Origin of the sequence: Ornithinimicrobium sp. CNJ-824, from assembly GCF_001942405.1 — a bacterium.
Taxonomy (GTDB): domain Bacteria; phylum Actinomycetota; class Actinomycetes; order Actinomycetales; family Dermatophilaceae; genus Ornithinicoccus; species Ornithinicoccus kibberensis.
In genome coordinates this window covers 21,179-33,389 of record NZ_MKKA01000061.1, presented here as the reverse complement: position 1 = coordinate 33,389, position 12,211 = coordinate 21,179, and the positions used below count along the sequence as shown (strand labels likewise).

Sequence of the window (12,211 nt, the reverse complement as noted above, 5' to 3'; positions counted from 1 at the left end):
CCGGATCGCCTACCCTGGAACGGTGATCCGCACCGCCCTCCGGCCCGCCTGGCTGGCCCTGCTGGTGCTGCTGCTGGCGATCGTCTGGGCGTTCGTCCAGCTGGGCACCTGGCAGATCGGGGTGAGCAGCAACGAGGCCGCCCGGGAACGGGCCGCCGAGCAGGCCGCCCGCCCCACGGAACCGCTGGCGCAGGTGATGGAGCCCCACCAGACCTTCCCGGACGACGCGGCCGGGCTCTCGGTGACGGCCGAGGGGGGGTATGCCGCGCAGCACCAGTTCCTCGTGCCGGACCGGCTGCTGGAGGGCGAGCTGGGCTACTGGGTGGTCACGCCCGTGCGCACCTCCTCCACGGACGGACCGGCCCTGCTGCCCGTCGTGCGCGGCTTCGTCACCGACCCGGCCGACGCCGACCGTCCGGACGACACGCCGGTCCAGGTCACCGGCACCCTGGCTCCCAGCGAGTCGCCCGCGGAGGGCGGCCCGTGGCCCGAGGGGCAGCGCGGATCCATCGACAGCGCCGACCTGGTCAACGACTGGGACGAGCCGCTGTTCACCGGCTTCCTCTTCCTCGTCGAGGAGGAACCGGCCCTGACCTCCGCCGAGGTGGTGCGCGTCCCCCCGCCCGTCTTCGGCGAGAGCGGGATCGTCTGGCGCAACTTCGGCTACGGGCTGCAGTGGTTCGTCTTCGCCGCCTTCGCCGTGTACATGTACCTGCGCTTCCTCCGCGAGGCCGCCCGCGGCGGCCGCCCGCCCGACCCGGACGCGGACGGCATACCCCGGGACGACCCCCGACCCCTGACCACCACCGGCTCCCGAGGAGACCTCCGATGACCGCCCGTGCCAAGCTGACCTTCTTCCGCGTCATGGCCTTCCTCGTCGGGGTGGGCCTGCTGCTGCTCGTGGCGCACATGGTGCTGCGCTACGGCTTCGACAACCGGGCCCTGGCGTGGTGGCCGGCCCCGCACGGCTGGTTCTACATGGTCTACGTCGCCGCGGTCGCGCTGCTGGGCTTCGAGCTGCGCTGGGGGCTGGGACGGATGGTCCTCGTCATGCTCGCCGGGTGCGTGCCGTTCCTGTCGTTCTGGGTCGAGCACCGGGTCAGCCGCGAGGCCTTGGCGCAGATCGCGGGCGAGCGGGCCGGCGCCGATAGGGTGGCCGCGTGACCCAGCCCCTCGACCAGCGCCCGGTTCTCGTCGTCGACTTCGGAGCGCAGTACGCCCAGCTCATCGCCCGCCGGGTGCGCGAGGCGAACGTCTACAGCGAGATCGTGCCCCACACGATGCCAGCTGCGGAGATGCTCGCCAGGGACCCTGCCGCGATCGTCCTCTCCGGCGGTCCCTCCTCGGTGTACGCCGAGGGCGCGCCGGCCCTCGAGGAGGCCGTCGTCACCGCCGGCGTCCCGGTCCTGGGCATCTGCTACGGCTTCCAGGCGATGGCCCACGCGCTCGGCGGCCAGGTGGCCCGCACGGGGGCCCGGGAGTACGGCGACACCACCGCCGCGGTCACCGACACCGGCAGCACCCTCTTCGCCGGGCAGCCGGGCAGCCAGCAGGTCTGGATGTCCCACGGCGACGCCGTCACGACGGCACCCCCCGGGACGCGGGTCACCGCGACCACGCCCGGGGCCGAGGTGGCGGCCTTCGAGGACGACGACCGCCGCCTCTACGGCGTCCAGTGGCACCCGGAGGTGCTGCACTCGGCGCACGGGCAGGAGATCCTGACGAACTTCCTCGTCAGCGGGGCCGGCATCGAGCCGACCTGGACCAGCGGCAACGTCGCCGAGCAGCTCGTCGAGGACGTGCGGGCGAAGGTCGGGAAGGACCGGGTGCTGTGCGGGCTGTCCGGCGGGGTCGACTCCTCGGTGGCCGCGGCGCTCGTCCAGCGGGCGGTGGGCGACCAGCTCACCTGCGTCTTCGTCGACCATGGGCTCCTGCGCGAGGGGGAGGCCGAGCAGGTCGAGGAGGACTTCGTCGCCGCGACCGGGGTCGACCTGGTCGTCGTCGACGCCCGCGAACGCTTCCTCTCCGCCCTGGCCGGGGTCAGCGACCCCGAGGAGAAGCGCAAGATCATCGGCCGGGAGTTCATCCGCGTCTTCGAGCAGGCCGCCCGGGACGTCGTCCGCGCCCACGACGCCAGCCACGAGGACGACCACCCGGTCCGCTGGCTCGTCCAGGGCACCCTCTACCCGGACGTCGTCGAGTCCGGCGGGGGCACCGGCGCCGCCAACATCAAGAGCCACCACAACGTCGGCGGGCTGCCCGACGACCTGCAGTTCGAGCTGATCGAGCCGCTCAGGGCGTTGTTCAAGGACGAGGTCCGCCAGGTCGGGCTGGAGCTCGGGGTGCCCGAGGGGATCGTGTGGCGCCAGCCCTTCCCCGGCCCCGGCCTGGGCATCCGGATCGTCGGCGAGGTCACCGCCGACCGGCTCGACGTCCTGCGCCGCGCCGACGCGGTCGCCCGGGCGGAGCTGACGGCGGCCGGGCTCGACCGCGACATCTGGCAGTGCCCCGTCGTCCTGCTGGCCGACGTGCGGTCGGTGGGGGTGCAGGGCGACGGACGCACCTACGGCCACCCCGTCGTGCTGCGGCCCGTCTCCAGCGAGGACGCCATGACGGCCGACTGGACCCGTGTGCCCTACGACGTGCTGGCCCGGATCTCCTCCCGCATCACCAACGAGGTGCCCGAGGTCAACCGGGTCGTGCTCGACGTCACCAGCAAGCCACCGGGCACGATCGAGTGGGAGTGAGGGGTATGCGGCTGCGCACCTCCGCCGCCCTCGTCGCCGGGCGCGCCGCCCGGGTCGCCTCCCGCCTGCGCGGCGGGGGCTCGGCCCTGCCGGGGCTGGTGACGGAGAGGATCGACCCCGCCGTGCTGCGGCACACCCTGGGGTCCCTGCCCCGCGGCGTCGTGGTGGTCTCGGGGACCAACGGCAAGACGACCACGACGAAGATGCTCGTGGCGGTGCTGCGGGCGCACGGGTGGCGGGTGTTCACCAACCCCACCGGGTCCAACTTCACCCGGGGGGTCATCTCCTCGCTGCTCGGGGAGGTGCGCCTGGACGGCCGGCTCGACGCGGACGTGGCCGTCGTCGAGCTGGACGAGGCGCACGCGCTGCACTTCGCCGCGCAGGTGCCCCCGACCCATGCGCTGCTGCTCAACGTGGCCCGTGACCAGCTCGACCGGTTCGCCGAGATCGACCACACCGCCCGGCTGCTGACCCGGCTGGGCGAGCAGACCACGACCGGCGTGGTGCTCAACGCCGACGACTCCTTCATCTCCCGGGTGCGCGGCAGCCTGCGACCGGGCGTGCAGGTCCGCTGGTTCGGGGTGGACCCGAGCATCGCCGACCGGCTGCCCGAGCTGCAGGAGGCCGACGTCCGGTTCGAGGACGCCGAGGCCCGGCCCGAGCTGGGCGTCGGCGACGGGCTCCTGCTGCCCGACACCGACGGGCGCGCCCTGACCGTGCGCTTCCCGGGAGGGGACGACGTAGGCCCCGTCGTCCTGCGCCAGCGGGGGCTGGCAGCCATGATCAACGCCACGGCGGCGACCACGACCGCCCGGGCGCTGCTGGGGGAGCAGTTCTCCGCCGGGACCGCCGCCCGCGCCCTCACCGAGGTGAACCCCCCGTTCGGGCGGGGCGAGGTGGTCGACGTGGACGGCGCGCCCCTGGAGCTGGTCCTGGTGAAGAACCCGGCCGGCTTCACCGTCGCGCTGGGCACCTACGGCGGCGAGCCGGTGGACACGATGGTCGCCATCAACGACAACTACGCCGACGGCCGGGACGTCTCCTGGCTCTACGACGTCTCCTTCGAGTCGCTGCGGGAGCGCGGGGTCGCGCTCACGAGCGGGGTGCGCGGGTGGGACATGGCCCTGCGGCTGCGCTACGACGGCGTCGAGGTGGGGCAGGTCGAGACCGACCTCGACCGGGCCCTGGACCGGTTCCTGGCCGACCACCGCGGTCGCCCGACGCGGATCTTCTGCACCTACACGGCGATGATGCACCTGCGGCGGCGCCTGGCCGACCGCTACGGACTGGCCCGCTTCGGAGAGGAGCCCACGGCATGACCGGCCCCACCGGAGAGTCCCCCCACGCGGACCAGCCGGCCTCCCGTCCGGGGACGGACCTGCCCCCGGAGTTCGACGAGGGGCTTCCCGACGAGGTCACCGGGCTGGCGCAGGTCCCGGCCGACAAGGGGGAGGTGCACCTGGTCCACCTCTACCCCCGGGAGATGAGCATCTACGGGGACCTGGGCAACACCCGCTGCCTGGCGGCCCGGCTGCGGTGGCACGGCTACCGCCCGGTGGTCCACGACCACCACCCCGGCGGTCGGTGGCCGCAGCGCGTGGACCTCGTCCTCGGCGGTGGTGGCCAGGACAGCGGGCAGGCCCGGGTCCAGGACGACCTGGCGGTCCACGCCGACCGGCTGCGCCAGCTCGCGGCGGACGGCGTCCCGATGCTGATGATCTGCGGGATGTACCAGCTCTTCGGCCAGGAGTTCGTCACCGTCGAGGGCACCCGCCTCCCCGGCCTGGGCATCCTGTCGGTCACGACCACCGGCAACGCCACCCGGATGATCGGTCCGGTGGTCCTGGAGACCGGGATGGGCGAGGTGGTCGGCTACGAGAACCACTCCGGCGCCACGGTCCTGGGCCCGGGCCAGGAGCCCTTCGGGCGCGTGCGGGTCGGCAGCGGCAACAACGGCACCGACGGGAGCGAGGGCGCCCGCACCGGCAACGTCATCGGGTCCTACCTGCACGGGCCCCTCCTGCCCGCGAACCCCGCCCTGGCCGACGGCCTGCTGGAGCTGGCCGCGCGGCGCGCGACCGGGGACTTCGTCCCCGTGCCCGTCGACGACTCGCTGGCCCTGGGCGCCCACCGCCACCAGGTGCAGCGGCTGCTGCAGGGTGCTCAGCCCGGGCCGTCGCGGCGGCTGCGCCGGCTGTCGTCCTGGGTCCCCCGTCGCCCCGGGAGGGCCGGGACGGTCTCCGCCGGGCCCGGCTGACCACCCACGAGGGCACGGCCCGACCTGCTCCACCAGTGCGCCAGTGCGGCCAGCCCGAACGGCACGACGAGCAGGTGGGCGTACACGGCATACAGCAGCGCCGTCGCGGAGGCCGCCCCCGCGTCGCCCCCGAGGAGCACGAGCACGCCGGCGGTGCCCACCTCCGTCACCCCGAGACCGCCGGGTGTCACCGCCAGGACCGTCAGCAGCTGGCGGAAGGTGTAGGCGCACACCAGCGCGGCGACCGGCAGGTCCATGCCCACCGAGCGGGCGGCGACCCAGTAGAGCCCGAACAGGAGGACGAACTGACCTGCCATGCCCAGCGTCATCGTCGCCCAGCGGCTGCCCACGGTCTCGAGGATCCGGCGGCGTTGGTCGACGACGACACGGTCGGCGGTGCTCCCGGAGGCCCTCACCTGACGGCTGAACGGCCGGGCCACGACCCGCACCCCGGCGGCCACCACGGCCGAGACCCGGTCGGAGAGCAGGACCAGGGTGGTGAGGGCGACCACGCCGGTGCCGACGGCACCGGCCACCCAGGCCCCGGTCACCACGGCGTCCGGCGCGTCGAGGGGGCCGGCCACCAGGACGAGGCGCCCACGACGGGCAGCGCGACGCGCGCCAGCAGGTTCCAGATCCCGGTGACGAGGAACGAGCTGGAGATCGCCCGTCGGGAGAACCCCCAGGTGCGCAGCATCGACCAGGCCACGCCGACCCCGACCGCCGCCCCCAGGGGGACGAGGTTGGCCACGGTCGCGGTCACCGCGTTGAGCCGCAGCGCTCGCCCGGCCCGCAGGCCGGGCAGGGACCCGGTGAGGACGAAGGTGTAGCAGTAGAGGCCGGCGAGCAGCAGCACCCCCATCGCCACCGCCGGTCCCGCCCGCAGCCGGGCGAGCTGCGTGCCGATCGCGTCCCAGGAGGTGTCCAGCAGGTGGGGCAGGCCGAAGGCGATGAGCAGCACGACGGCGGCCAGGCCGGCCAGCGACTGCAGGACCTCGCGCCGGCCCGGCGCCCTGAGCGTGGGAGCCTCGCGGCTCACCGGGCGACCACCGCGTCCGCGTCGCGGGCGCGGGCTCCCCGGTCGGACAGCAGCCACCACAGGCCCGCCGCGGGCAGCACGAGGGGGATGAGCAGGTAGCCGGCCCCGTAGCCCGACCAGACGGTGGCGTCGGGGAACATCTCGGGGGCGAGCAGGCTCCAGGTGCCCACCACGAGCACGCCGACCATCTCCACCGACAGGGCGACGACGCTGACCCACCAGGCCGCCCGGCCCGGCAACGACAGCGACACGAGGGCCACGACGTAGACCGCGGCCGCGACGGCGGACAGCGTGTAGGCCAGGGGTGCCTCGTCGAACCGGGTGAGGATCTGGGCCGCCGACCGGGAGACGGTCCCCACGACGAAGACGAGGTAGAGCGCCAGGATCACCCGTCCGGGCCCGTGCCGCCGGTCGCCGGCGTGGGCGGTGGGTGCCCTCATCCGAATCCCACGCCGTACCAGATCTGGGCCGAGCGGGCCGCCATGACCGCCACCGTGAAGGCCGCGACGGAGAGCACGAAGGTGCTCCAGCGGGTGCGTTCCTCGCGCGCCCAGATGAGGGCGACTGCGGGCAGGAAGGCGACGGTCACCAGGTAGGCCCACAGCTCCCAGCCCGGCCCGCCGGGGGACTGGCCGGCCACCTGCCGCCACAGGTACAGGCCCAGGTAGGCCAGGACCCCGACCTGCAGCAGGACCGTCGCACCGACCGTGACCGGGCCCGGCGCCCGCCCGTTGAGGCCGGCCACCAGGCAGACGAGGGCCACGAGCAGCCCGGCGACCAGCACGGCCAGGGTGGGGGCGTCCAGATAGCTGGCGGAACCCTGCGCGGCAGCGGCCGGCAGGGGGAGGGCGCCGGTCACGGGAGGGGCCCCGATCCGGTCGGGGCGGTCAGGGAGGGGGTGCGCACGCGTCCCAGGGTATGCCGCGCCCGCGCCGCCGAGGGTGTGGAGGTCGGCCGGGTGGGTCGCCGGCGGCGCCTACCATGGACGGACGATGAGCAGCCTGTTCGACCACCTCTCCTTCGACCTCCCGCCGGCCTCCCCCTCCGGCGGGGGGACGCCCGACGTGGACGACCGCGGGGTGCCCGCGTGGGCGGTCGAGGGAGGGCCGGCGGACACGGCCGGCACCTCGGCCGGCGGACCGGCCCCCAGCCCCTCGGCCCCCAGGCCCTCGGCCCCCGGCCGGTCGGTGGCCGAGCTGCTCGCCGGGCTCAACGACCCGCAGCGGGAGGCCGTGGTCCACGCCGGCAGCCCGCTGCTCATCGTCGCGGGCGCGGGCTCCGGCAAGACCCGCGTGCTGACCCACCGGATCGCCTACCTCCTCGCCGAGCGCGGTGTCCAGCCGGGACAGGTGCTGGCCATCACCTTCACGAACAAGGCGGCAGCCGAGATGCGCGAGCGGGTGGAGGGCCTCGTCGGCCCCCGGGCCCGGGCGATGTGGGTCTCGACGTTCCACTCGGCCTGCGTGCGCATCCTGCGCCGTGAGGCGGCCACGGCCGGCCTGCGGTCGACCTTCTCCATCTACGACGCGGCCGACAGCCAGCGGCTCATGGGGATGGTCGTGCGGGACCTGGACCTCGACCCCAAGCGCTATCCGCCCCGGGCCTTCCTGGCCAAGGTGTCCGCGGCCAAGAACGAGCTGGTCGACGAGGAGGCCTTCGCCGCGACGGTCGGGGCCAACCCCTACGAGCAGAAGGTCGCCGAGGCCTACACGATGTACCAACGTCGGCTGCGGCAGGCCAACGCCCTGGACTTCGACGACCTCATCGCCACCACGGTCCACCTGCTGCGTGCCTTCCCCGCCGTCTGCGAGCACTACCGCCGGCGGTTCCGGCACGTGCTGGTGGACGAGTACCAGGACACCAACCACGCCCAGTACGCCCTTGTCCGCGAGCTGGTGGGCACCGAGGGCGACATCGTCGACGGCACCGGCCGGGCGCTGGCGCCGGCGGAGCTGTGCGTCGTCGGCGACGCCGACCAGTCCATCTACGCCTTCCGCGGGGCCACGATCCGCAACATCGTCGAGTTCGAGCAGGACTACCCCGACGCGCGCACGATCCTGCTCGAGCAGAACTACCGCAGCACGGCCACGATCCTGCAGGCCGCCAACGCCGTCATCGCCCGCAACCCCCGGCGGCGGGACAAGCGGTTGTGGACCGAGACCGGCGACGGGCACCCGATCGTGGGCTACGTCGCCGACAGCGAGCACGACGAGGCCTCGTTCGTGGCCCGCCGCATCGACGAGCTCGCCGACGAGCGGGGCGTCCGCCCCGGTGACGTGGCGGTCTTCTACCGCACCAACGCCCAGTCCCGCGCGCTGGAGGAGGTGCTCGTGCGCACCGGCCTGCCCTACAAGGTGGTCGGCGGCACCAGGTTCTACGAACGCCGTGAGATCAAGGACGCGCTGGCCTACCTGCGGGTGGTGGCCAACCCGGCCGACGACGTGAACCTGCGCCGCATCCTCAACACCCCGCGGCGCGGTATCGGCGACCGGGCGGTGGGGGCCGTGGCGGCGCTCGCCGAGCGCGAGCGCATCCCGTTCGTCGCGGCCCTGGGCCGGGCCGCCGACGCCCCCGGCATCGCGTCCCGCTCCGTCGCGGCCATCACGGCGTTCACCGGGCTCCTCGAGCAGCTGGGCGGCGTCGCGGAGGACCCCGACGGCGGGGTGGGCGACCTGCTGGAGGCGATCCTGGAGCGCACCGGCTACCTCGCCGAGCTGCGGGCCAGCACGGACCCCCAGGACGAGACCCGGGTGGAGAACCTCGCCGAGCTCGTGGCCGTGGGACGGGAGTTCGACGAGACCTACCCCGACGGCGGCCTGGTCGACTTCCTCGAGCAGGTCTCCCTGGTCGCCGACGCCGACGAGATCCCCGACGAGCACGACGGCGGCGGGGTGGTGACCCTGATGACCCTGCACACCGCCAAGGGTCTGGAGTTCCCGGTGGTCTTCCTGACCGGGCTGGAGGACGGGACCTTCCCCCACCAGCGCAGCCTCGACGACCCGGCGGAGCTGGAGGAGGAGCGCCGGCTGGCCTACGTCGGGATCACCCGGGCCCGCGAGCAGCTGCACCTCTCGCGGGCCGGGACCCGGGCGGCCTTCGGAGCCCCCCAGTGGTTCCCCGCCTCCCGCTTCCTGGACGAGATCCCCGAGGAGCTGGTCACCTGGCAGCGCACCGACGCCGACCGCGCCAGCGTGGGCGGCCGGCGGTCGGCGGCGGAGGGCTTCGGCTGGCAGGGCGGGTGGGGCACCGACCGGGGACCCGGCCGGCCGGCCGCCGTGCGGCTGGACCCCCGCGGCAGCGCCCCCCGGCGCGAACGGACCGAGGCGGAGGAGGCCGAGCTGGCCGCGCTCGCCGAGGGCGACCGGGTCAGCCACGACTCCTTCGGGCTGGGCACGGTCGTCCGGGTCGAGGGCACCGGCCGGCACGCGATGGCCCACGTCGATTTCGGCGGGGACACCGGCGTCAAGCGTCTGCTGCTGCGGGTGGCGCCCCTCGAGAGGCTGTGAGCCGCCGGGCAGGTGCCCCCGGCCGGGCCCACGGCCTGCGATAGTCTGCGGCCATGACCTCATCACCGTTGCGCGTGGTCGTGGCCAAGCCGGGTCTGGACGGCCACGACCGGGGAGCCAAGGTGGTCGCCCGCGCCCTGCGCGACGCCGGTGTGGAGGTGATCTACACCGGGCTGCACCAGACCCCGGAGCAGATCGTCGCCGCCGCCGTCGCCGAGGACGCCGACGCGATCGGGCTGTCGGTCCTCTCCGGCGCCCACCTCACGCTCTTCCGACGGGTCCTGGACCTGCTCGCCGACCAGGACGCCCGCGACATCGTCGTCTTCGGCGGCGGCATCATCCCCGAGGACGACATCCCGGTGCTCAAGGAGATGGGCGTGGCGGAGGTCTTCACCCCCGGCACCAGCACCTCCTCGATCACCCGGTGGGTGGACGAGCACCTCGCCCAGCCCGCCTGAGGTCCGGCCCGTCCGGCGGACGTCCCTCCGGGCCGGTGGCACACCTGTTCCGACCAACCACCACCACACGATGGGAAGCTGACTCGTGGATCTGTTCGAGTACCAAGCACGCGACATGTTCGAGAAGCACGGCGTCCCCGTGCTGGCCGGTGCCACCGCCGACACCCCGGAGGAGGCGTACGAGGCCGCCCGGCGGATCGGTGAGGACTCGGGCGGCGTCACCGTCGTCAAGGCCCAGGTCAAGACCGGCGGTCGCGGCAAGGCCGGGGGCGTCAAGGTCGCCAAGAGCGCCGAGGAGGCCCGCGCGGCCGCCGAGGCGATCCTCGGGATGGACATCAAGGGGCACACCGTCCACCGCGTGATGATCGCCCAGGGCGCCCGCATCGCCGAGGAGTACTACTTCTCCGTCCTGCTGGACCGCGCCAACCGCTCGCTGCTGGCCATGTGCTCCAAGGAGGGCGGCGTGGAGATCGAGCAGCTCGCGGTCGAGCGCCCCGAGGCGCTGGCCCGGGTCGAGGTCGACGCCAACACCGGGATCGACGAAACCAAGGCCCGCGAGATCGTCGAGCAGGCCGGCTTCGACGCCGAGACCGGCGAGAAGATCGTGCCGGTGCTGCAGAAGCTGTGGACCGTGTACCGGGACGAGGACGCCACGCTCGTGGAGGTCAACCCCCTCGTCAAGACCGAGGAGGGCCAGATCGTCGCCCTCGACGGCAAGGTGACCCTGGACGCCAACGCCGACTTCCGCCAGCCGCACCACGCCGAGCTGGAGGACAAGGGGGCCACCGACCCGCTGGAGGCGCAGGCCAAGGAGCTGGACCTCAACTACGTCAAGCTGGACGGCAACGTCGGCATCATCGGCAACGGCGCCGGGCTGGTCATGTCCACCCTGGACGTCGTGGCCTACGCCGGCGAGGAGTTCACCGGCGGCAAGGCCAGGCCGGCCAACTTCCTCGACATCGGGGGCGGCGCCTCCGCCGAGGTCATGGCCAACGGCCTGCACGTCATCCTCGGCGACGACCAGGTCAGGTCGGTCTTCGTCAACGTCTTCGGCGGCATCACCTCCTGCGACGCGGTCGCCAACGGCATCGTCAAGGCCCTGGAGATGCTGGGCGACGAGGAGACCAAGCCCCTCGTCGTGCGCCTCGACGGCAACAACGTGGAGGAGGGCCGCCGGATCCTCGCCGAGGCCAACCACCCCCTCGTGACCATCGAGGAGACCATGGACGGCGCCGCCCGCAGCGCCGCCGAGCTGGCCGCCAAGTAAGCCCCCGACGAGACCACGAACGAAGGATCAGAGACTCCTATGGCAATCTTCCTCGACGACAGCTCCAAGGTCATCGTCCAGGGCATGACCGGCTCCGAGGGCATGAAGCACACCCAGCGGATGCTGGCCTCCGGCACCCAGGTGGTCGGCGGGGTCAACCCCCGCAAGGCCGGCACCGAGGTCGAGTTCCAGGGCGGCGCCACCGTGCCCGTCTTCGGCTCCGTGGCCGAGGCGATGGAGGCGACCGGCGCGAACGTGTCCGTCGTCTTCGTCCCGCCGAAGTTCGCGAAGGACGCGGTGATCGAGGCGGTCGACGCCGGCATGCCGCTCCTCGTCGTCATCACCGAGGGCATCGCGGTCCGCGACACGGCCGAGTTCTGGGCCTACGCCCGGGACAAGGGCACCACCCGCATCGTGGGCCCCAACTGCCCGGGGCTGATCAGCCCGGGGATGTCCAACGCCGGCATCATCCCGGCCGACATCGCCGGCCCCGGCCGGATCGGCCTGGTGTCCAAGTCCGGCACGCTGACCTACCAGATGATGTACGAGCTGCGTGACATCGGCTTCTCCACGGCCGTCGGCATCGGGGGCGACCCGATCATCGGGACCACCCACATCGACTGCCTCCAGGCCTTCCAGGACGACCCGGAGACGGACGCGATCGTCATGATCGGGGAGATCGGCGGCGACGCGGAGGAGCGTGCCGCGGACTACATCAAGGCCAACGTCACCAAGCCCGTCGTGGGCTACGTGGCCGGCTTCACCGCCCCGGAGGGCAAGACGATGGGGCACGCCGGCGCCATCGTGTCCGGCTCCTCCGGGACGGCGCAGGCCAAGAAGGAGGCCCTCGAGGCCGCCGGCGTCAAGGTCGGCAAGACCCCCTCGGAGACGGCGCGGCTCATGCGGGAGATCGTGGCCGGGCTGGACTGACCCGCCT

At 73.6% G+C, this 12,211-nt stretch carries 13 protein-coding genes; 9 read left to right on the top strand and 4 right to left on the bottom strand.

Annotated features, from left to right (window positions below; translation table 11 throughout):
• Positions 1 to 22: 22 nt before the first annotated feature.
• The 5 genes from BJF81_RS15535 to BJF81_RS15515 are packed head-to-tail and all read left to right on the top strand — an operon-like array spanning position 23 to position 5,004.
• Positions 23 to 832, top strand: a complete 810-nt coding sequence (locus tag BJF81_RS15535; RefSeq protein WP_075959093.1) for an SURF1 family protein — start codon at positions 23 to 25, stop codon at positions 830 to 832.
• The gene (locus BJF81_RS15530; RefSeq protein ID WP_075959092.1) at positions 829 to 1,164 is read left to right on the top strand and encodes a DUF3817 domain-containing protein; all 336 of its coding nucleotides are present in this window, start codon (positions 829 to 831) and stop codon (positions 1,162 to 1,164) included. The genes BJF81_RS15535 and BJF81_RS15530 overlap by 4 nt, the downstream gene beginning before the upstream one ends.
• Positions 1,161 to 2,747: a glutamine-hydrolyzing GMP synthase gene (guaA, locus tag BJF81_RS15525; RefSeq protein ID WP_075959091.1), complete on the top strand. Its 1,587-nt coding sequence runs from the start codon at positions 1,161 to 1,163 to the stop codon at positions 2,745 to 2,747. The genes BJF81_RS15530 and guaA overlap by 4 nt, the downstream gene beginning before the upstream one ends.
• 5 nt (positions 2,748 to 2,752) lie before the next feature.
• Positions 2,753 to 4,066: a Mur ligase family protein gene (locus BJF81_RS15520; RefSeq protein ID WP_075959090.1), complete on the top strand. Its 1,314-nt coding sequence runs from the start codon at positions 2,753 to 2,755 to the stop codon at positions 4,064 to 4,066.
• Positions 4,063 to 5,004: a type 1 glutamine amidotransferase gene (locus BJF81_RS15515; RefSeq protein WP_083664295.1), complete on the top strand. Its 942-nt coding sequence runs from the start codon at positions 4,063 to 4,065 to the stop codon at positions 5,002 to 5,004. Before BJF81_RS15520 ends, BJF81_RS15515 begins: the two co-directional genes overlap by 4 nt.
• Here the strand turns inward: BJF81_RS15515 and BJF81_RS15510 are convergent.
• The 4 genes from BJF81_RS15510 to BJF81_RS15495 are packed head-to-tail and all read right to left on the bottom strand — an operon-like array spanning position 4,911 to position 6,902.
• Complete coding sequence (locus BJF81_RS15510; RefSeq protein WP_075959089.1) at positions 4,911 to 5,588, bottom strand: lysylphosphatidylglycerol synthase domain-containing protein; 678 nt, start codon at positions 5,586 to 5,588, stop codon at positions 4,911 to 4,913. The two genes, BJF81_RS15515 and BJF81_RS15510, sit on opposite strands and share 94 nt — an antisense overlap.
• Positions 5,552 to 6,043 carry a hypothetical protein gene (locus BJF81_RS18195; RefSeq protein WP_075959088.1) on the bottom strand — a complete coding sequence of 164 codons (492 nt, stop codon included), beginning with the start codon at positions 6,041 to 6,043 and terminating at the stop codon, positions 5,552 to 5,554. The genes BJF81_RS15510 and BJF81_RS18195 overlap by 37 nt, the downstream gene beginning before the upstream one ends.
• Positions 6,040 to 6,483, bottom strand: coding sequence for a hypothetical protein (locus BJF81_RS15500; protein ID WP_075959087.1), 444 nt, complete (start codon positions 6,481 to 6,483; stop codon positions 6,040 to 6,042). The genes BJF81_RS18195 and BJF81_RS15500 overlap by 4 nt, the downstream gene beginning before the upstream one ends.
• On the bottom strand, positions 6,480 to 6,902 hold the full coding sequence (locus BJF81_RS15495) for a hypothetical protein (RefSeq protein WP_083664293.1): 423 nt from the start codon (positions 6,900 to 6,902) through the stop codon (positions 6,480 to 6,482). Before BJF81_RS15495 ends, BJF81_RS15500 begins: the two co-directional genes overlap by 4 nt.
• Before the next feature lie 133 nt (positions 6,903 to 7,035).
• Here BJF81_RS15495 and pcrA point away from each other — a divergent pair, with 133 nt between their 5' ends.
• From pcrA to sucD, 4 genes are all read left to right on the top strand, one after another.
• Positions 7,036 to 9,549, top strand: coding sequence for a DNA helicase PcrA (gene pcrA, locus BJF81_RS15490; RefSeq protein WP_075959086.1), 2,514 nt, complete (start codon positions 7,036 to 7,038; stop codon positions 9,547 to 9,549).
• Between the two features lie 53 nt (positions 9,550 to 9,602).
• A complete protein-coding gene (locus tag BJF81_RS15485) occupies positions 9,603 to 10,007 on the top strand; it encodes a cobalamin B12-binding domain-containing protein (protein WP_075959085.1) in 405 nt (134 codons plus the stop codon).
• Between the two features lie 85 nt (positions 10,008 to 10,092).
• Positions 10,093 to 11,274 (top strand): ADP-forming succinate--CoA ligase subunit beta, encoded by a 1,182-nt coding sequence (gene sucC, locus BJF81_RS15480; RefSeq protein WP_075959084.1) that lies wholly within the window; start codon positions 10,093 to 10,095, stop codon positions 11,272 to 11,274.
• Between the two features lie 39 nt (positions 11,275 to 11,313).
• Positions 11,314 to 12,204 (top strand): succinate--CoA ligase subunit alpha, encoded by an 891-nt coding sequence (gene sucD / locus BJF81_RS15475; protein WP_075959083.1) that lies wholly within the window; start codon positions 11,314 to 11,316, stop codon positions 12,202 to 12,204.
• The last annotated feature ends 7 nt before the right edge of the window (positions 12,205 to 12,211 follow it).

Bases quoted from the DNA above. Each gene is read 5' to 3' on its own strand.
- BJF81_RS15530 (WP_075959092.1), top strand. From the start codon at position 829: ATGACCGCCCGTGCCAAGCTGACCTTCTTCCGCGTCATGGCCTTCCTC.
- BJF81_RS15520 (WP_075959090.1), top strand. From the start codon at position 2,753: ATGCGGCTGCGCACCTCCGCCGCCCTCGTCGCCGGGCGCGCCGCCCGG.
- BJF81_RS15515 (WP_083664295.1), top strand. From the start codon at position 4,063: ATGACCGGCCCCACCGGAGAGTCCCCCCACGCGGACCAGCCGGCCTCC.
- BJF81_RS15500 (WP_075959087.1), bottom strand. From the start codon at position 6,483: ATGAGGGCACCCACCGCCCACGCCGGCGACCGGCGGCACGGGCCCGGA.
- pcrA (WP_075959086.1), top strand. From the start codon at position 7,036: ATGAGCAGCCTGTTCGACCACCTCTCCTTCGACCTCCCGCCGGCCTCC.
- BJF81_RS15485 (WP_075959085.1), top strand. From the start codon at position 9,603: ATGACCTCATCACCGTTGCGCGTGGTCGTGGCCAAGCCGGGTCTGGAC.
- sucD (WP_075959083.1), top strand. From the start codon at position 11,314: ATGGCAATCTTCCTCGACGACAGCTCCAAGGTCATCGTCCAGGGCATG.